Genomic DNA, 16,485 nt, shown 5'->3' on the forward strand with positions numbered 1-16,485 from the left:
CATGCGTATTGGAGTGCTGACCGGCGGCGGCGATTGCCCCGGACTCAACGCCGTGATCAGGGCAGTGGTGCGTAAGGGGGTGAGCGTCTACGGTCATGAGTTCGTCGGCTTCCGTGATGGTTGGCGCGGCCCCCTCGAAGGCGACACGATGCCGCTCGACATCCAGGCCGTGCGGGGCATCCTGCCGCGCGGCGGGACCATCCTGGGCTCGTCCCGCACCAACCCCATCAAGATCGAGGGCGGGGTCGACCGGATCAGGGAGAACCTGTCGGCGACCGGCGTGGACGCCCTGATCGCCATCGGCGGTGAGGACACACTGGGCGTCGCCAAGCAGCTCTACGACCGCAGCGTCAACGTCGTGGGCGTGCCCAAGACCATTGACAACGACCTGTCGGGCACCGACTACACCTTCGGCTTCGACACCGCGGTCAACATCGCGACCGAGGCCATCGACCGCCTGCACACCACCGCCGAGTCCCACCACCGGGCGCTCATCTGCGAGGTCATGGGCCGGCACGCGGGCTGGATCGCCCTGCACGCGGGCATGGCGGGCGGCGCCAACGTCATCCTCATCCCGGAGAAGCCGTTCGACATCGACCGGGTCTGCGAATACGTCGAGTCGCGCTTCCGCACGCGCTACTCGCCGATCATCGTGGTCGCCGAGGGCGCGCACCCGATCGAGGGCCAGATGGAGCTGCAGGCCGGCGAGCTCGACGCGTTCGGCCACGTACGGCTGGGCGGCATCGGCGAGGTGCTGGCCAAGGAGATCGAGAAGCGCACCGGCAAGGAGGCCCGCACCACGGTGCTCGGCCACATCCAGCGCGGCGGCACCCCGACCTCCTACGACCGGGTGCTGGCCACCAGGTTCGGGCTCCAGGCCATCGACGCGATCCACGAGGGCGACTACGGCAAGATGGTCGCGCTGCGCGGCACCGACATCGTGCGCGTGGGGCTCGACGAGGCCACGGCCGAGCTGAAGACCGTGCCGGAGTCGCGTTACTCCGAGGCCGAGGTGTTCTTCGGCTGACTGAAAGCGGCTTGCAAGCGGGCGGCCGTACTTTCTGGGCAGCGGGGTTACCGCTACAACCCCCTCAGGGTACGGCTTGCGCCGCAGCGAGTCGGCGGCCCACTACGCGTCGCAAGCCGTACCCCTGGTACATAGCTCAACCGCGGGGCGTGCCGAAGAGATCCACCTCCGGCGCGCCCTCGTCGCGGTCGCGCAGCCGCTCCCTGAACTCCGCCTCGCTGCGCAGCTCCTTCTCCGACGGCGACAGGATGACGGTGAGCAGCAGCCCCACCGTGATCAAGCTGATGCCGACGATGAGGGGCAGCAGGAAGTCGATGGCCTTGGCGCCGGGCACCGGCACCGCCTCGGAGTGCGTCGCGACCGACATCGAGTACATCCCGGTGTAGTGCATCCCCGAGACCGCCACGCCCATCAGCAGCGCCGCGCCGCCGATCCTGAGCGCGCCGCTGACCCGCAGCGTGAACCAGAGCGCCACCGTGGCCGCCGCGACCGCGATCAGCACGGACAGCGTGACGACCACCGGGTCGTAGGAGACGTGGCCGGACATGTTCATCGCGGCCATGCCGAGATAGTGCATGCTCGCCACGCCGCAGCCGGTCAGGACGCCGCCGCCGAGCAGGTATCCCAGCCGTTCACCGCCGTACGCGGCGAGGAACAGCCCCATCCCCACCACGGCGACCGCGATGAGCGCCGAGGCCACGGTGAGCGGCACGTCGTACCGGATCACCGAGCCCGACACGGAGAAGCCGAGCATGGCGATGAAGTGCATCGTCCAGATGCCCGTGCCGCCGATCGCGAAAGCCGCGCCGACGAGCCAGAACTTGGCCTCACGGCCGCCCATGAGCCGTGCTCGCGACGTCAGCAGCAGCCCGAGCATGGACCCCACGCTGGACATGATGTACGCGAATAACGGCGTCAAGAGCCCAAAAGAAAAATGATCGATCGGCGACATGCCCCACCCACATCCCTTACGCACCGATAAGGGAGTATGAACAGGGAGTCGTAACCTTCGCAACTACCTTCGGCGAGCCTGCATCGGCTGTTGGCGCGGAATTGGCGTGGGGTACCGGAGTTGTTGCTGCTGGGTGGTGCGACGGCGCAGTTCGAGCTTGGCCACGAGTTCCGCGTCCTCGTGGAGTTCCTCCTCCGAGGGGGACAGGATGACCATCAGGAGCATGGTCAGGGTGATGAGGCTGATCACGGTCATGAGGGGGACGAGGAAGTCGAGCGCGTCGGCGCCGGCGACCACGCCGGACTCGGCGTCGACCGTGACGTGCATGGCGTACATGCCGGTGTAGTGCATGCCGGCCACGGCCACGCCCATGACCAGGGCGGCGCCGGTGATCCAGATGGGCCGCTTGACCCGCAGCGTGAACCACAGCGCCACCGTCGCGGCCACCACGGCGATGCCCACGGAGAGCGCCACGGTGACGCGGTCGTAGGAGACGTGGGCCGACATGTTCATCGCGTACATGCCGAGGTAGTGCATGGAGGCCACGCCGAGCCCGGTGAGCAGGCCGCCGCCGAGCAGCGACAGGGCCCGGCCGCCGCCGTACGAGACCAGGAACAGGCCGGTGCCGACCACCACGATGGCCACCACCGCGGAGGCCACGGTGAGCCAGACGTCGTACTTGATCTGGGTCCCCTCCACCTCGAAGCCCATCATCGCGATGAAGTGCATGACCCAGATGCCCGTGCCGCCGATCGAGATGGCCGCGCCCAGCAACCAGCGCACGCGGGCGCCGCCGCGCGAGGCGTGCGCCTGCGCGGTGAGCCGCAGCCCGAGCATCGAGCCGATGCAGGACATCACGTATGCGAGCAACGGCGTGAGCAATCCGTAGGTGAAATGATTCACGGCGGAGGTCATCTATCGGTTCCTTGCATTAGGGGTTGTCGGATTGTGCCATCCCGGTTGTCCCTTTCGCATGGATATCGCAACTATCTGTCAACGTGTCATGTCGGAAACATGAGAAGGTCTCATGGCTATCGAGGGGCCGTTCTGGCGCGCGATCGCGGTCTTCCGCGCCGCGTCGCTGCTGTACGCGGCCGTGCTCATGGCCCAGCACGGCGGCTACGAGCAGCCGGTGCTGGGCTGGCTGGTCATCGGGGTGATGGCGCTGTGGACGGCGGGGGCGACGTTCGCCTACTCCGCCGAGGCGCTGCGCCGGTGGCCGCTGCTGGCGCTCGACCTGCTCGTGACGATGGCCTGCCTGCTGGCCAGCCCGTACGTGGAGGGCGCCCAGCAGGGCGCGGCCGGCACCATGCCCGTGCCCGCGACCTGGGTGGCCGGGCCCGTGCTCGCCTGGGCCGTGCACGGGGGGCGGCGCGCCGGGGCCCTGGCGGCGGCCGTCGTGGCGGCCGGGGACCTGTGGTTGCGGCTGCGTACCGATGAGGTGCCGATCCTCGTCAACGGCGCGGTGTTGCTGTTCCTGTCAGGAGTCGTGGTCGGCCACGTGGCGCAGCTGGCCCGGCGGGCCGAGGAGCGCATGCAGCGCGCGGCCGAGAGGGAGCAGCGCGCCGCCGAGATGGAGGCCGCCCAGCGCGAGCGGGAGCGCCTGGCCCGTGACCTCCACGACTCGGTCCTGCAGGTTCTGGCGCTGGTCCAGCGGCGCGGGCGGCAGATCGGCGGCGAGGCGGCCGAGCTGGGGCGCCTGGCGGGGGAGCAGGAGGCCGCGCTGCGCGACCTCGTCGCGGCCGGTCCGCCGCCGCCCCGGGGCACCACCGACCTGCGCACCCTCCTCACCCGCTACGGCTCCCCGTACGCTTCCCCGGACGGCTCCCGGGAGGTGACGGTCGCGACCCCGGCCACGCCGCTCGTCCTGCCCACGGAGACGGCCCAGGGCGCGGCGGCCGCGGTGGGGGCGGCCCTGGACAACGTGCGCGCCCACTGCGGGGCGGGGGCACGGGCCTGGGTCCTGGCGGAGTCGGCCGACGGCACGGTGACGGTCACCGTCCGGGACGACGGCCCCGGCATCCCACCGGGCCGCCTGGAGGCCGCGGCCGCGGCCGGGCGCATGGGGGTGACCCGCTCGATCCGCGGCCGGGTGAGCGAGCTGGGCGGCACGGTATCCATCGTGAGCACCCCCGGCCAGGGCACCGAGGTCGAGATCACCCTGCCCGCCTGACCCGCCGTCCCCCTGTTCGCCGGCGCCGCTACCTCGGGTGGCCGGGTGCTTGCCTGACCGGCCCACGGCTGTCCGCGCCGGCGGCCCGGTCGCCTCCTGCTCGCGTTCGCCCGAACGCGGGCGCGTAGGGCGGCTCCGCCCTGGTCTGATCGGGGACGCGCACCACGGGTCAGGGGGCCGGGGCGGCGTTAGAGTTGCGGCATGGTGCGGGTCATGGTGGTGGACGACCATCCCATGTGGCGCGACGGGGTCGCCCGGGACCTCGCGGAGGCCGGTTACGAGGTCGTCGCCGCCGTGGGCGAAGGGCGGCAGGCGGTGCGGGTGGCCGCGGCGGTGCTGCCGGACGTCGTCGTGCTGGATCTGCGGCTGCCTGACATATCCGGCCCCGAGGTCGCCGCCCGGCTGGCGGGGATGGAGCCGCCGCCCCGGGTGCTGGTGCTGTCGGCCAGCGCCGAGCAGGACGACGTGCTCCAGGCCGTCAAGGCGGGCGCGTCCGGCTACCTGGTGAAGTCGGCCGGCCGGGAGGAGTTCCTCGACGCGGTCCGCCGCACCGCCGACGGCGACGCCGTGTTCACCCCGGGCCTGGCCGGGCTGGTGCTCGGCGAATACCGCAGGCTGGCCGCGCAGCCGGAGCCCGGCGGGCCGGGAGAGCGGGGGCCGCGGCTGACCGAGCGCGAGACCGAGGTGCTCAGGCTGGTCGCCAAGGGGCTGTCGTACAAGCAGATCGCCGAGCGGCTGGTGCTCTCCCACCGCACGGTGCAGAACCACGTTCAGAACACGCTCGGCAAGCTCCAGTTGCACAACCGGGTGGAGCTGGTGCGATATGCGATCGAGCGGGGGCTCGACGCGGACTAAACTCGATGGGTCGCGACGTTTCCAACAACGCCGCCTTTCCCCATCATCCCGGAGGTTCCACCATGACGATGTCCGCCCTGGGCGAGCCGTGCGTTCTGCTCAAGCTGGGCGAGATCGTCCTCAAGGGCAAGAACCGCGAGCTGTTCGAACGCCGCCTGATCAGCAACATCCGCGACGCGCTCCAGAGCCTCGACATCAAGGTCGACGTGCGCAAGCGGCACGGCGTGATCGCGATCTTCCTGCCCCAGGGCGGCACCGCCGAGCAGGCCGACGCCGTGGCACAGCGGGTCGCCGACGTGCCGGGGCTGGTCTGGATCCACCGGGCGTGGCGGGTCGCCAAGGACCCCGACGCCGTGCTGAAGGCCGGGCTGGAGCTGGTCGGCGAGAGTGAGGAGGCCAAGCGGGGCGCCCGCTTCGCGGTCCGCTCCCGCCGCCGCGACAAGCGCTTCCCCCTGCGCTCCAACGAGCTCGACCGGCTCGTGGGCGGCGCGATCAACGACGAGTACGGCCTGCCGGTCGATCTGAAGAACCCCGAGCTGACGGTGTTCATCGAGGTCGACAGGGACGAGGTGTTCGTCTTCACCGGCGGCATCCCCGGCCAGGGCGGCCTGCCGGTCGGCAGCAGCGGCCGGGCGCTGGTGCTCATGTCGGGCGGCATCGACTCGCCGGTGGCGGCATACCGGATGATGCGGCGCGGGCTGCACGTCGACTTCCTGCACTTCTCCGGCATCCCGTTCACCACGTCCGAGTCGATCTACAAGGCGTACGCGCTGGTCAGGAAGCTCGACAGGTTCCAGGGCCGGTCGCGGCTGTGGGTGGTGCCGTTCGGCAAGGCGCAGCAGTCGATCCGCACCTCGGGGCAGGACCGGCTGGCCGTGATCGCGCAGCGGCGGCTCATGCTCAAGACGGCCGAGGAGGTCGCCCACCGCATCCGCTCCTCGGCGCTGATCACCGGTGACGCGCTCGGCCAGGTGTCCTCGCAGACGCTGGCCAACATCACCGCCCAGGACAACGCCGTCGAGCTGCCGATCCTGCGGCCCCTGGTGGGCTGGGACAAGACCGAGATCATGGCCGAGGCCCGGCGCATCGGCACGCTGGAGATCTCGGAGCTGCCCGACGAGGACTGCTGCTCGCTGCTGGCTCCCAAGCGTGCCGAGACCCGGGCCAAGATCGAGGACCTGAAGCAGATCGAGAAGCGGCTCGACGCGGAGGAGCTGTGTGTGCAGCTCGCCGACTCGATCCAGGAGTACACCCTCTAGGCGTCGACCTTGAAGGGGTCGTGCTCGGCCAGCAGCTTGTCCAGCCTGGCCTGGTCGACGCGGGTGCTGACCTCCGAGAGCTCCTGCCGGTCGCGGACGACCTTGCACAGGGTGACCGTGGAGGTGACGACGTACAGCAGGCCGAGCCCGAGGAACGCCCTGATCCACCCCTCGGTGGGGAGGTAGATCAGGGCGAGCACCACGGAGGTCAGCGAGATGGCGAACGACAGGATCGCCTGTACGTAGAACGCGGTGGTCTGGGTGGGTTGGATGGGCTTCGTCATGTGGCCATCGTGCTGCCGATGCGAGGCCCGGCACATGGGGTCTCGTACTCAAGTTACTCGTGAGTACGGCCGGCGGGTGGCTTGTGGCGCGGCCGGCCGCGAACGGTGCGACAGCGTGACGGTCAGGCGGCCACGGTGGCGGCGGATGCCTTGCCGAGCAGCGCCGGGAAGTCCGTCATGACCTGCGCCAGCTCGCCCAGATCCGCGTCCACCAGCGCCTGCGGGCCGTCGCAGAGCGCCTGCTCGGGCTGCGGGTGCACGTCGATGATCACGCCGTCGGCGCCCACCGCGATGGCCGCGCGGGTCAGCGGCAGCACCAGGTCGCGCCGCCCGCCCGAGTGCGACGGGTCGACGATCACCGGCAGGTGCGACAGCCGCTGCGCCACCGGCACGGCCGAGACGTCGAGCGTGTTGCGGGTCGCCGTCTCGAACGTCCGGACGCCCCGCTCGCACAGCACGATGTCGAGGTTGCCGCGCTGGGCGATGTACTCGGCGGCCATGAGCCACTCCTCGATCGTGGCGGTCATGCCGCGCTTGAGCATCACCGGCCGCCCGGCCGCGCCGACCGCCTGCAGGAGCGCGAAGTTCTGCATGTTGCGCGTGCCGACCTGCAGCATGTCGGCGTAGGAGGCCACCAGCTCCACGTCCTGCGCGTCGACGACCTCCGTCACGATCGGCAGGCCCGTCTCCTCGCGCACGTCGGCCAGGATGCGCAGCCCCTTCTCGCCCAGCCCCTGGAACGCGTACGGGGACGTACGCGGCTTGTAGGCCCCGCCCCGCAGCAGCACCGCCCCGGCCGCCTGGGCCATCCTGGCCGCGCCCAGCGTCTGCTGGTGCGTCTCGACCGCGCACGGCCCCGCGATCAGCGTCACGGTGTCGGGACCGATCGGCACGCCGCCCACGTGGACCGTGGAACGTTCCGGATGGTTCTCCCGGCTGACCAGCTTGTACGGCGTGGACACGCGCATGACGTCGCGCACCCCGCGCATGCCGCGCAGGCCGGCCGCGTCGAGCTGCGTCACGTCGCCCACCAGGCCGACGATCGTGCGCCGCACGCCCTTGCTCACGAAAGCCTCGACCCCGGCCGCCTGGACGACGGACACGATCGACGCGAGGTCGTCCGCGGTGGCCTCGGGCCCCATCACGATCACCATGTGCTGTCTCCTCTTCCTTACGAAAACCCGCCGGAAACGCGAGAAGGCCCCGGGTCCTTTCGGACCCGGGGCCTTCGTTCGCCTGACTGCTAGCGCAGCGTCAGATGGCGAACGGACTCGGGTCCGTCGCCATACCAAAACAGCCACGCGGTGCGCATAGCCACCAATCGTAGCGCACCACACCCGCTGCCGAGGCACGGACGATCCGATGGCAGGATGGCCCAAGACGCGAGACCGGTGAGGGGAGTGATCGTGGAGGAGTCGCGCCTGCCTCCAGGCCAGTACGTCCCGCGCGGCCGGCCCGTGATCCACTACGGAAGGGTGCCCGCGTTCAAGCCGGAGAGCTGGGACTTCCGTGTCTTCGGCGCCACCGCCTCGGGCGAGGAGCACCGTTTCTCCTGGAACGAGTTCGAGCGGCTGCCGCGCGCCACCCGGCTGGCCGACTTCCACTGCGTCACCAAGTTCTCGCTCATGGCCAACGAGTGGCGCGGTGTCACCCCGGCCACGATCATGGAGGTCGCCCCGCCCGACCCGGGTGTGCGGCACGTGATGATCTGGGCCGAATACGGCTACAGCGCCAACCTGCGCATGTCCGACTTCGCGGCGGCCGGCACGCTGTTCGCCATGGAGCTCGACGAGAAGCCGCTCAGCCCCGACCGCGGCTTCCCGCTGCGGATCGTGGTGCCCCACCTCTACGCGTGGAAGAGCGTGAAGTGGGTGCGCGGCATCGAATATCTCCTGGAGGACCGGCGGGGCTTCTGGGAGGAGCGCGGCTACCACAACGTGGCCGACCCCTGGCGCGAGCAGCGCTACTCCTACCAGGAAGAACCCGGCGAGGGGCCACCCTAGATTCACTCCGGGTTTTCCCCCGGACACGCTCCGTTTTGGCTACGGTTTCCGCATGCTGACCACCGCGTGCGTGGCGCTGTCCTCTCTGACTTTCCTCCTCCTGGGCTACGGGGTCGCCCGGGCTCCGTGGCGCCGTCCCGCATCGCCGGAGAGGGGCTCGGAGAAGGGCAGGGCGGACGACGCCACGTTCACCGCGCTGCACATCGCCGCGATGGCCGCCCCGGCCCTGCGCGCGGGGCTCGACCGCGACTCCGCGCGCAAGGCCGTACGGCATCTGCGCACCCTGCTCGGCACCGACGCCGTCGCGATCACCTCGATGGACGCCGCGCTGGCCTGGGAGGGTCCGTGCACCGACGACGTGCTCACCTACGCCCGGGCCACGCTGGCCGCCGGGCGGGCGCAGGTGTACCCGGGCAAGCCGCAGGGCCCGGCCTCCGGGGCGGTCGTGGTGCCGCTGACCGTGGACGGCACGGTCGTGGGCACGCTGGCGGCCTTCGACGCCGAGGTGAGCGCCGCGCTCGTGCGTACCGTCACCGAGGTCGGCCGCTGGGTCTCCGGGCAGCTGGAGCTGGCCGAGCTCGACGCCTCCCGGCGGCGCGCCCTGGAGGCCGAGATGCGCGCCCTGCGCGCGCAGATTTCGCCGCACTTCGTCTACAACGCGCTCACCACGATCGCCTCGTTCGTCCGGACCAACCCCAGGCGCGCCCGCGAGCTGCTGCTCGACTTCGCCGACTTCTCCCGGTACGCGCTGCGCCGCGCGCACGACTTCACCACCCTGGCCGACGAGCTCACCTGCGTCGACCGGTACCTGCTGCTCGAACGCGCCCGCTTCGGCGACAAGCTGCGCTTCAGCATGCAGGTGGCCCCGGAGGTGCTGCCGGTGCCGGTGCCGTTCCTGTGCCTGCAGCCGCTCGTCGAGAACGCCATCAAGCACGGCATGCGCGGTCGCGGCGGCGGCGGCGAGGTGCGGGTCGTGGTGCGCGACGCGGGCCCGGAGGCGCACATCACGGTCGAGGACGACGGCGCCGGCATGGACCCCGAGTGCGCCCGGCGCATGCTGGACGACGACCCGGCCCGCGAGGGCAGCGGCATCGGGCTGGCGAACGTCGACCTGCGCATGCGCCAGATCTACGGCGACGGCTACGGGCTAGTCGTGGAGACGGCGCTGGGCGCGGGCACGAAGGTGCGGCTGCGCGTTCCCAAGACACAACTTAGCTCGTTGTAGTCAAATACTTACGCTATGCTGGCGTGTCTCTTGTGACCTCTGCTTTCATACGACAGCGTGGTGGACATGCTGAGAGTGCTGGCCGTCGACGACGAAGTGCCTGCTCTGGAAGAGCTCGCCTACTTGTTGCGCCAGGACGACCGAATCGAACACGTCACGACCGCTGCCGACGGGGTCACGGCCCTGCAGGACATGGTCCAGATGATCGGCGGGGGCGAGCGGCTCGACGGCGTCTTCCTCGACATCCGGATGCCCGGGCTCGACGGTCTCGACCTCGCCAGGCTGGTCGGCGGCTTCCCCAGCCCGCCCAGGCTGGTCTTCGTCACGGCGCACGAGGAGTGCGCGGTGCAGGCGTTCGAGCTGGAGGCGGTCGACTACCTGCTCAAACCCGTCAGGGCCGAGCGGCTGTCCGAGGCGGTGCGCCGGCTGGAGGCGGCCACCGGCCCCGCTCCCGAGCCCGGCCAGGACGACGTGATCCCGGTGGAGCTGGGCGGGCGCACCCGCTTCGTGCCGCAGCAGGCCGTCTGGTACGCCGAGGCCAAGGGCGACTACGTGCGCCTGCACACCGTGGACGGCAGCTACCTCGTGCGCATGTCGCTGGCCGCGCTGGAGCGGCGCTGGTCGGATGCCGGGTTCATCCGCATCCACCGCAGCACGCTGGTGTCGGGCCGGCACGTCAGCGAGCTCAGGTTCGAGGGCGGGCGGGTCACGCTCTCCGTCGGCACCGAGACGCTGCAGGTCAGCAGGCGGCACAGCCGGCAGGTGCGGGAGCAGCTCGTACGCCAGCACCGGGGCGCGATCTCGTGAGGGGTGGGGAGCGGTGAAGGCGGAGCGGCGCGTCGTCGTGTCGAGACGGCCCGCCGCGCTCGGGCGGGACCGCGGCCGGCCGGGTCCCGACGAGGGCGTGACCGACGTGCCCGCCATCGTGGGCCTGCAGTTACGGCAGGCGCTGCGCACCGTGGCCGCCGTCGTCGCCCTGCTGCTGGGCGCTCCGGTGATCGCGGTGTGGGTGCCCGCCCCCTGGGCCTGGGTGTTGCTGTCGCTGGCCGTCCAGGGGGCGTGGGTGGGTCTGGCCGTGCTGCAGCTCAGACGGGCGGAGCGGCTGGAGAGATGACCGTCGCGGTGCTGACCGGGATCGCCTTCGTGCTGGTTCTGGGCGTCATGGTGGGCGCCGCGCGACCACGCCGCGCCGGCGGCGTCTCCGACTTCTACGTGGCGGCCAGGGCGGTTCACCCCTGGTGGAACGGCGCCGCGATCTCCTCCGAGTTCACCTCGGCCGCCGCCTGCCTGGGCACGGCCGGGCTCATCGCCACCCGGGGCTCGCCGATGTTGTGGTATCCGGCGGGGGCCGCCGCCGGGTTCGTCGTCATCCTGGCCCTGGTGGTCGCGCCGCTGCGGCGCTCGGGGACGTACACGCTGCCCGACTTCGCCGAATGGCGGCTGCGCTCGGCGCCGCTGCGCCGCTTCGCCACCTGCTTCGCGCTCGTCATCGGGCTGGCCTTCCTGGTCGCCCAACTCCACGCCGCCGGGGTGGTGGTGCGGCTGCTGACCGGCCTGCCGCCGTGGCTGGGGTGGACGGGCGTCGCGGCGGCGGCGCTGGCGGTGGCGTTCGCCGGCGGGCAGGGGAGCGCGACGAGCGTGCAGGCCTCACAGTTCCTGCTGAAACTGGTCGTGTTCCTCGGGGTCGGCGTGGCGTGCTGCTGGATGGCCGGGACGTGGCCCCTCGACCGGTTCGAGGGCGCCTACCGGGACGCGGGCGCGGGGCTGGCGGGGGTGGGCGACCCGTCGCTGCCGGGGGTGCTGGCCGTGCTGCTGGCGTGCGCGCTGGGCACGATGGGGCTGCCGCACGTGATCGTGCGGGTCTACACCAACAGGGACGGGAGCGGGGCCCGGAGGTCGATCGTGGCCACGCAGATCATGCTGGCCGTCTTCTGCGTCGTGCCGCCGCTCTACGGGGTCATGGGGCACGCGCACGCCCGCGACGCGGCGGCGGACGAGATCGTGCTCCTGCTGCCCGCCAGGATGCATCCTGGGGCCGTGGGAGACGTGCTCACGGGGCTGCTGGCCGCGGGGGCGTTCGCGGCCTTCCTGGCCACCGCCGGGGGCGTGCTGGTGGCCGTGGGCGGCGCGGTGTCGACGTTCGTGAGCCGGGCCGGGGTGGGCGCGTTCCGGGTCGCCGTGGTGGTGGTGCTGCTGGGCGCGTTCGTCCTGACGGCGGCCACCGCCCCGGGGACGACGGTGGCGCTGGTGCTGCTCGGCTTCAGCCTCTCGGCCGCCACGTTCTGCCCGCTGCTCGTGCTCGGGATCTGGTGGTGGCGGCTGACGGACGCGGGGGTGGCGGCCGGGTTCGCGCTCGGTGGGGGCGTGACGGCCGTGCTTGTGGCCGGTGGACAGGCAGGCGTGAACATGGGCGCGCTGACTTCCTGCCCCGTCCTGGTCGCCGTGCCGGTCGCCTTTGCCGCGATGGTAGTGATTTCCCTGGTCACACCGGGTCGCATCCCGCGGGAAGTGGGCCGGATGATGGTCAGGATGCATCTGCCCGAGCATCTTGCGGGCCCCCTGACCTACCGTTCGTCGACGCACGGCGACCGCTGGTCGTGATCATACTCTCCGTATAACGATGACTACTGACCGTTCGACGAGCTGTCCGTAAACAGGGTTTCGCCCACAAGATCGCAACCGTAGTGTTTCGGCATCGGAAGCCATTCCGGCGCATCGGGGGGGACGAGCCGCAAGGCTCACAACAGGTCTGATGCGCCGGCTTCACCGGCGACGCGCAGGTCGCCGCGGCTTGTCGGGCCCTTGACCGGGGGGTGGGGCCCGCCACGCCGGATCCGTGAAGGGGCGCCTGCGAGGCCGCTGGACCAGGCCCCGCGATCCGGCCTTCGGGGGCGGCCGGATCGCGCGAGCAGGCGCCCCTATCACGATGTCAACGATGGTGGGGGTTTTATCCGGCTGGGCGGTGCCGGCCAGGCACCGGGTCAGCCGTCGCGGAGCTTCTTCAGCAGGGTGATGTCCTCGGCGTGCTTGGGCGCCTTGCCCGGCGTCTCGATGCAGATCGGCACCCCGGCCACCGCCGGGTGCCGCATGAGGTCGGCGAACGGCTGGGCGCCGATGTGACCGGCCCCGATGTTCTCGTGGCGGTCCTTCTTCGCGCCGCAGACGTCCTTGGAGTCGTTGGCGTGGATCAGCTTGAGCCGCCCGGGCGCGATCGCGTGCAGGGCGTCGAACGTCTCCTTCACCCCGCCCTCGGCGGCCAGGTCGTGACCGGCGGCGAAGGCGTGACAGGTGTCGAGGCAGACGCAGGCCCGCGGGTGCCAGTCGAGCGCGGCCAGGTAGGGCTCGAGGTCCTGGACGGTGGCGCACAACATGGCGCCCTGGCCCGCCATCGGCTCCAGCAGCAGGTCGGGGCCGCCCTCGGGGATCTCCTCCAGCAGGGGGAGCAGGTTGTCGCGCACCTGCCGCAGCGCGTCGTCGCGCGACTGCGTCACCGCCGAGCCGGTGTGGACCACGACTCCCTTGGCGCCCGTCTCCACCCCGCGCCGCAGCGTGTGGCGCACGATCGCGATGGAGTTGGCCAGCGTCTCCGGGCTGGGCGAGCCGAAGTTGACGAGATAGGGCACGTGGATGAACGCCTCCACGCCCGACTCGGCCAGCTTGGCGTCCTGGTCGGGTTTGCCCTCGGTGAGCGCCCAGCCCCGCGGGTTGGTGACGAACACCTGGATCATCTCGGCGCCGATCTCGGCCATGTATTTCAGGCCGCCCGTCGCCAGGCCGCCCGTGACGGACACGTGTCCGCCGATCAGGGATTTCAGGGTCATGATGACTCTCAGTGTAGGCGCAGCGGCGGACACTTCCCGCTGACCCGCGCGGCGCGCACAAAGCTTGTTCCAAGACGCCGGGCCGCGAGCCTTGGCGGGGACGCGGGCGGGGAACGCCCTACCGCGTCCGCAGACGCGCGACCGGAAGCGCGGCCAGACGCTCGGCCAGACGGGGGAGAGCCCATGCGTGCCATCGCCATTTCCGACTTCGGGGCCGACCCCGAGCTCATCCAGGCGCCCGAGCCCGAGCCGCGGCCCGGCGAGCTGCTCGTACGCCTGCGCGCGGCCGCCTACAACCCGGTCGACCACAAGATCGCCAGCGGGGCCATGAAGGACCGGGTGTCGCCCAGGTTCCCGTTCATCATGGGCCAGGACGGTGCCGGGGTCGTGACGGCGGTGGGGCGGGAGGTGAGCGGCTTCCGCCCCGGCGACGAGGTGTACGGCCGCTTCACCGACCCCCCGCGCGGCCTGGGCAGCTACGCCGAGTACGGCGTGGTCGCCCAGGACGGGCCGGTGGCCCGCATGCCCAAGGGCATGATCCCCGAGCAGGCCGCCGCCGTGCCCACCGCCACCGGGACGGCCAGGGACCTGGTCGAGGCGGCCCGGCTGGACGAGGGGCAGACGGTCCTGATCGTCGGGGCGACGGGCGGCGTCGGCCAGTCGGCGATCCAGCTCGCGGCCCTGCGCGGGGCCCGCGTCATCGCCACCAGCTCGCCCGGGGCCGAGGACCTCGTCCGCGCCCTCGGGGCGGCGGAGACCGTGGACCACACCGCCGGACCGGTCGCCGACCAGGTGCGCGCGGCCCACCCCGAGGGGATCGACGCGGTGCTGGACCTCGTCTCGCCGGCCGGCGCCACCCGGCCCCTGGAGGAGCTGCTGCGCCCGGGCGGCGTGATCTGCAGCGTCCTGCACGCGCTCGACCCCGACGCCCTGGCCGCCCGGGAGCTGCGCGGCGTGAACGTGATCAACCGGCTCACCCCCCAGGTGCTCTCGGACCTGGCCGACCTCATCGACGCGGGGCGGCTGCGGGTGCGCGTGCAGGCCCAGGTGCCGCTGGAGCGGACGCCCGCCGCGCTGGCCGGCCTGGCCACCGGGCACGCCCGGGGCAAGACCGTCATCACCATGTGATTGGAGCATGACACGAAAAGTTCCGGGCATCCGGGCCGCGAGTTGGGAGTTCTCGCGGATGGACCGGGCACCTAGCGCATGTGTGTACTTCTGACATGCCCGACACGCTCGACGCCTTCAACGCCCGGTCCCCGGCCGAGGCCGAGGCCGGACTGCTCGCCTGCTGCGCCTCTCGCGCCTTCGCCGGGAAGATGGCCTCGGGGCGGCCGTACGGCGACCTCGACCGGCTCCTCGCCGCCGCCGGTGCGGCCGTGCTGGAGCTGGGCTGGGACGACGTGCTGGAGGCGCTGGCGGCGCACCCCAGGATCGGGGAGCGGCCCGGCGGGGACGGCCGGGAGGCGTCCTGGTCCCGGCAGGAGCAGGCCGGGGTGGAGGACGGGCTGCGCGCGGAGCTGGCCGAGGGCAACCGGGCCTACGAGGAGCGGTTCGGGCACGTCTACCTCGTCTGCGCCACCGGGCTGACCGGCGCCCAGATGCTGGCCCGGCTGCGGGAGCGGCTGGGCAACGACGAGGAGCGCGAGCGCGCGGTCGTCCGCGGCGAGCTGGCCGCCATCACGAAGCTACGGCTGGGCAAGCTCATGAAGGAGGGGACATGAGCTTCTCCACCCACGTGCTGGACGCGGTCACCGGCCGCCCCGCCGCCGGCCTGCGCGTACGCCTCGAGCACGACGGCCGCGTGGTGGCCGAGGGGCACACCGACGGCGACGGCCGGATCAAGGGCTGGAACCCGGGGGCCGGGGTCCACCGCGTCGTCTTCGACACCGGGTCGTACCTGGCGGAGACCTTCTACCCCGAGGTCGTCGTCACCTTCACCGTGACGGACCCCGAGCAGCACCACCACGTGCCGCTGCTGCTCAGCCCGTACGCCTACTCGACCTACCGAGGGAGCTAGATGACCGTCAGGCTCGGCGCCAACCGCTACGGCAAGGCGGAGACCAGGCTCGTCCACGTGGTCAGGGACGGCCCCGTGCACCACGTCAAGGACGTCAGCGTCAGCACCTCCCTGTCCGGCGACATGGAGGCCGTCCACCTGACCGGCGACAACGCCGCCGTGCTGCCGACCGACTCGCAGAAGAACACCGTGTACGCCTTCGCCAGGAAGCACGGCGTGGGCCAGATCGAGGAGTTCGCCCTCCGGCTGGCCAGGCACTTCGTCGAGTCGCAGCCCACCGTCCACCACGCCAGGGTGGAGATCGAGGAGTACGGCTGGAACCGCGCCGGGCCGCACTCGTTCGTGCGCGACGGCGGCGAGGTGCGCACGTGCGTGGTCCACCACGACCGCGACGGCCGCGACACGGTCGTGTCCGGGCTCAAGGACCTGGTGGTGCTGAACTCGACGGGCTCGGAGTTCCACGGCTACATCGTGGACGAGTACACCACCCTCCCGCCCACCACCGACCGCGTCCTGGCCACCGCCGTCACCGCCCGCTGGCGGCACGCCGGCGACGGCACCTCCTCCTACGCCAAGTCGTACGAGGAGGTCCGGCGGGCCCTGATCGACGCGTTCGCCGGCACGCACAGCCTCTCCCTCCAGCAGACCCTGTACGCCATGGGCGAGCGCGCCCTCACCACCTGCCCCGAGATCTGCGAGGTCAGGATGGTCATGCCGAACAAGCACCACTTCGCGGTCGACCTGACCCCGTTCGGCCTGGACAACGACAACGAGGTCTTCCACGCCGCCGACCGCCCCTACGGACTCATCGAGGGCGGCGTGCTGCGCGAGGACGCGCCCGACGCCGGATTCGCCTGGGAGTAGGC

Annotated in this window: 18 protein-coding genes; 13 read left to right on the top strand and 5 right to left on the bottom strand. The window is 71.6% G+C overall.

Translation table 11 applies throughout. The annotated features are described in order from the left end of the window. Position 1: 1 nt before the first annotated feature. Entirely contained in the window at positions 2-1,027 is a 1,026-nt protein-coding gene (locus tag ACBJ59_RS06075; RefSeq protein WP_375109178.1) for a 6-phosphofructokinase, read from the top strand. Between the two features lie 136 nt (positions 1,028-1,163). On the opposite strand, the gene ACBJ59_RS06080 is transcribed toward ACBJ59_RS06075, so the two are convergent. After that, a complete protein-coding gene (locus tag ACBJ59_RS06080) occupies positions 1,164-1,922 on the bottom strand; it encodes an MHYT domain-containing protein (protein WP_375109179.1) in 759 nt (252 codons plus the stop codon). 120 nt (positions 1,923-2,042) lie between these two features. After that, a complete protein-coding gene (locus tag ACBJ59_RS06085) occupies positions 2,043-2,894 on the bottom strand; it encodes an MHYT domain-containing protein (RefSeq protein ID WP_375109180.1) in 852 nt (283 codons plus the stop codon). 112 nt (positions 2,895-3,006) lie between these two features. Between ACBJ59_RS06085 and macS the strand changes: the two genes are divergently transcribed. The 3 genes from macS to thiI all read left to right on the top strand — a co-directional run bounded on the left by macS (position 3,007) and on the right by thiI (position 6,266). Continuing rightward, on the top strand, positions 3,007-4,152 hold the full coding sequence (macS, locus tag ACBJ59_RS06090; RefSeq protein WP_375109181.1) for a MacS family sensor histidine kinase: 1,146 nt from the start codon (positions 3,007-3,009) through the stop codon (positions 4,150-4,152). A gap of 201 nt (positions 4,153-4,353) precedes the next feature. Beyond that, positions 4,354-5,007, top strand: coding sequence for a response regulator (locus ACBJ59_RS06095; protein WP_375109182.1), 654 nt, complete (start codon positions 4,354-4,356; stop codon positions 5,005-5,007). Between the two features lie 62 nt (positions 5,008-5,069). Continuing rightward, positions 5,070-6,266: a tRNA uracil 4-sulfurtransferase ThiI gene (gene thiI / locus ACBJ59_RS06100; RefSeq protein ID WP_375109183.1), complete on the top strand. Its 1,197-nt coding sequence runs from the start codon at positions 5,070-5,072 to the stop codon at positions 6,264-6,266. Here the strand turns inward: thiI and ACBJ59_RS06105 are convergent. Further along, positions 6,263-6,550, bottom strand: coding sequence for a YiaA/YiaB family inner membrane protein (locus ACBJ59_RS06105; RefSeq protein ID WP_375109184.1), 288 nt, complete (start codon positions 6,548-6,550; stop codon positions 6,263-6,265). The two genes, thiI and ACBJ59_RS06105, sit on opposite strands and share 4 nt — an antisense overlap. Before the next feature lie 122 nt (positions 6,551-6,672). Continuing rightward, on the bottom strand, positions 6,673-7,704 hold the full coding sequence (gene aroF / locus ACBJ59_RS06110; protein WP_375109185.1) for a 3-deoxy-7-phosphoheptulonate synthase: 1,032 nt from the start codon (positions 7,702-7,704) through the stop codon (positions 6,673-6,675). Positions 7,705-7,956: 252 nt separating this feature from the next. On the opposite strand from aroF, the gene ACBJ59_RS06115 reads away from it, so the two are divergent. From ACBJ59_RS06115 to ACBJ59_RS06135, 5 genes are all read left to right on the top strand, one after another. Further along, on the top strand, positions 7,957-8,553 hold the full coding sequence (locus tag ACBJ59_RS06115; RefSeq protein WP_375109186.1) for a molybdopterin-dependent oxidoreductase: 597 nt from the start codon (positions 7,957-7,959) through the stop codon (positions 8,551-8,553). A 52-nt stretch (positions 8,554-8,605) separates the two neighbouring features. Continuing rightward, the gene (locus ACBJ59_RS06120; protein ID WP_375109187.1) at positions 8,606-9,778 is read left to right on the top strand and encodes a sensor histidine kinase; all 1,173 of its coding nucleotides are present in this window, start codon (positions 8,606-8,608) and stop codon (positions 9,776-9,778) included. Between the two features lie 66 nt (positions 9,779-9,844). Beyond that, entirely contained in the window at positions 9,845-10,585 is a 741-nt protein-coding gene (locus ACBJ59_RS06125) for a LytR/AlgR family response regulator transcription factor (protein ID WP_375109188.1), read from the top strand. A gap of 13 nt (positions 10,586-10,598) precedes the next feature. Next, positions 10,599-10,892 (top strand): hypothetical protein, encoded by a 294-nt coding sequence (locus ACBJ59_RS06130; protein ID WP_375109189.1) that lies wholly within the window; start codon positions 10,599-10,601, stop codon positions 10,890-10,892. Continuing rightward, complete coding sequence (locus tag ACBJ59_RS06135) at positions 10,889-12,379, top strand: cation acetate symporter (RefSeq protein ID WP_375109190.1); 1,491 nt, start codon at positions 10,889-10,891, stop codon at positions 12,377-12,379. Before ACBJ59_RS06130 ends, ACBJ59_RS06135 begins: the two co-directional genes overlap by 4 nt. Before the next feature lie 380 nt (positions 12,380-12,759). On the opposite strand, the gene ACBJ59_RS06140 is transcribed toward ACBJ59_RS06135, so the two are convergent. Further along, complete coding sequence (locus tag ACBJ59_RS06140) at positions 12,760-13,599, bottom strand: deoxyribonuclease IV (protein ID WP_364136672.1); 840 nt, start codon at positions 13,597-13,599, stop codon at positions 12,760-12,762. Between the two features lie 183 nt (positions 13,600-13,782). On the opposite strand from ACBJ59_RS06140, the gene ACBJ59_RS06145 reads away from it, so the two are divergent. The 4 genes from ACBJ59_RS06145 (at position 13,783) to pucL (ending at position 16,483) form a co-directional block, all read left to right on the top strand. After that, positions 13,783-14,727 (top strand): NADP-dependent oxidoreductase, encoded by a 945-nt coding sequence (locus ACBJ59_RS06145; RefSeq protein ID WP_375109191.1) that lies wholly within the window; start codon positions 13,783-13,785, stop codon positions 14,725-14,727. Between the two features lie 95 nt (positions 14,728-14,822). Further along, entirely contained in the window at positions 14,823-15,323 is a 501-nt protein-coding gene (uraD, locus tag ACBJ59_RS06150; protein ID WP_375109192.1) for a 2-oxo-4-hydroxy-4-carboxy-5-ureidoimidazoline decarboxylase, read from the top strand. Beyond that, the gene (gene uraH, locus ACBJ59_RS06155; protein WP_364136678.1) at positions 15,320-15,619 is read left to right on the top strand and encodes a hydroxyisourate hydrolase; all 300 of its coding nucleotides are present in this window, start codon (positions 15,320-15,322) and stop codon (positions 15,617-15,619) included. The genes uraD and uraH overlap by 4 nt, the downstream gene beginning before the upstream one ends. Beyond that, complete coding sequence (pucL, locus tag ACBJ59_RS06160; RefSeq protein WP_375109193.1) at positions 15,620-16,483, top strand: factor-independent urate hydroxylase; 864 nt, start codon at positions 15,620-15,622, stop codon at positions 16,481-16,483. The last annotated feature ends 2 nt before the right edge of the window (positions 16,484-16,485 follow it).

Origin of the sequence: Nonomuraea sp. MTCD27 (assembly GCF_041950495.1) — a bacterium.
GTDB lineage: Bacteria > Actinomycetota > Actinomycetes > Streptosporangiales > Streptosporangiaceae > Nonomuraea.

Excerpts from the sequence above, each read along its gene's own strand:
- ACBJ59_RS06145 (WP_375109191.1), top strand. The coding sequence starts at position 13,783 with ATGCGTGCCATCGCCATTTCCGACTTCGGGGCCGACCCCGAGCTCATC.
- thiI (WP_375109183.1), top strand. The coding sequence starts at position 5,070 with ATGACGATGTCCGCCCTGGGCGAGCCGTGCGTTCTGCTCAAGCTGGGC.
- ACBJ59_RS06125 (WP_375109188.1), top strand. The coding sequence starts at position 9,845 with ATGCTGAGAGTGCTGGCCGTCGACGACGAAGTGCCTGCTCTGGAAGAG.
- ACBJ59_RS06135 (WP_375109190.1), top strand. The coding sequence starts at position 10,889 with ATGACCGTCGCGGTGCTGACCGGGATCGCCTTCGTGCTGGTTCTGGGC.
- ACBJ59_RS06085 (WP_375109180.1), bottom strand. The coding sequence starts at position 2,894 with ATGACCTCCGCCGTGAATCATTTCACCTACGGATTGCTCACGCCGTTG.
- uraH (WP_364136678.1), top strand. The coding sequence starts at position 15,320 with ATGAGCTTCTCCACCCACGTGCTGGACGCGGTCACCGGCCGCCCCGCC.
- ACBJ59_RS06080 (WP_375109179.1), bottom strand. The coding sequence starts at position 1,922 with ATGTCCAGCGTGGGGTCCATGCTCGGGCTGCTGCTGACGTCGCGAGCA.
- ACBJ59_RS06095 (WP_375109182.1), top strand. The coding sequence starts at position 4,354 with ATGGTGCGGGTCATGGTGGTGGACGACCATCCCATGTGGCGCGACGGG.
- ACBJ59_RS06120 (WP_375109187.1), top strand. The coding sequence starts at position 8,606 with ATGCTGACCACCGCGTGCGTGGCGCTGTCCTCTCTGACTTTCCTCCTC.
- ACBJ59_RS06105 (WP_375109184.1), bottom strand. The coding sequence starts at position 6,550 with ATGACGAAGCCCATCCAACCCACCCAGACCACCGCGTTCTACGTACAG.
- aroF (WP_375109185.1), bottom strand. The coding sequence starts at position 7,704 with ATGGTGATCGTGATGGGGCCCGAGGCCACCGCGGACGACCTCGCGTCG.
- ACBJ59_RS06140 (WP_364136672.1), bottom strand. The coding sequence starts at position 13,599 with ATGACCCTGAAATCCCTGATCGGCGGACACGTGTCCGTCACGGGCGGC.
- pucL (WP_375109193.1), top strand. The coding sequence starts at position 15,620 with ATGACCGTCAGGCTCGGCGCCAACCGCTACGGCAAGGCGGAGACCAGG.
- macS (WP_375109181.1), top strand. The coding sequence starts at position 3,007 with ATGGCTATCGAGGGGCCGTTCTGGCGCGCGATCGCGGTCTTCCGCGCC.
- ACBJ59_RS06075 (WP_375109178.1), top strand. The coding sequence starts at position 2 with ATGCGTATTGGAGTGCTGACCGGCGGCGGCGATTGCCCCGGACTCAAC.
- uraD (WP_375109192.1), top strand. The coding sequence starts at position 14,823 with ATGCCCGACACGCTCGACGCCTTCAACGCCCGGTCCCCGGCCGAGGCC.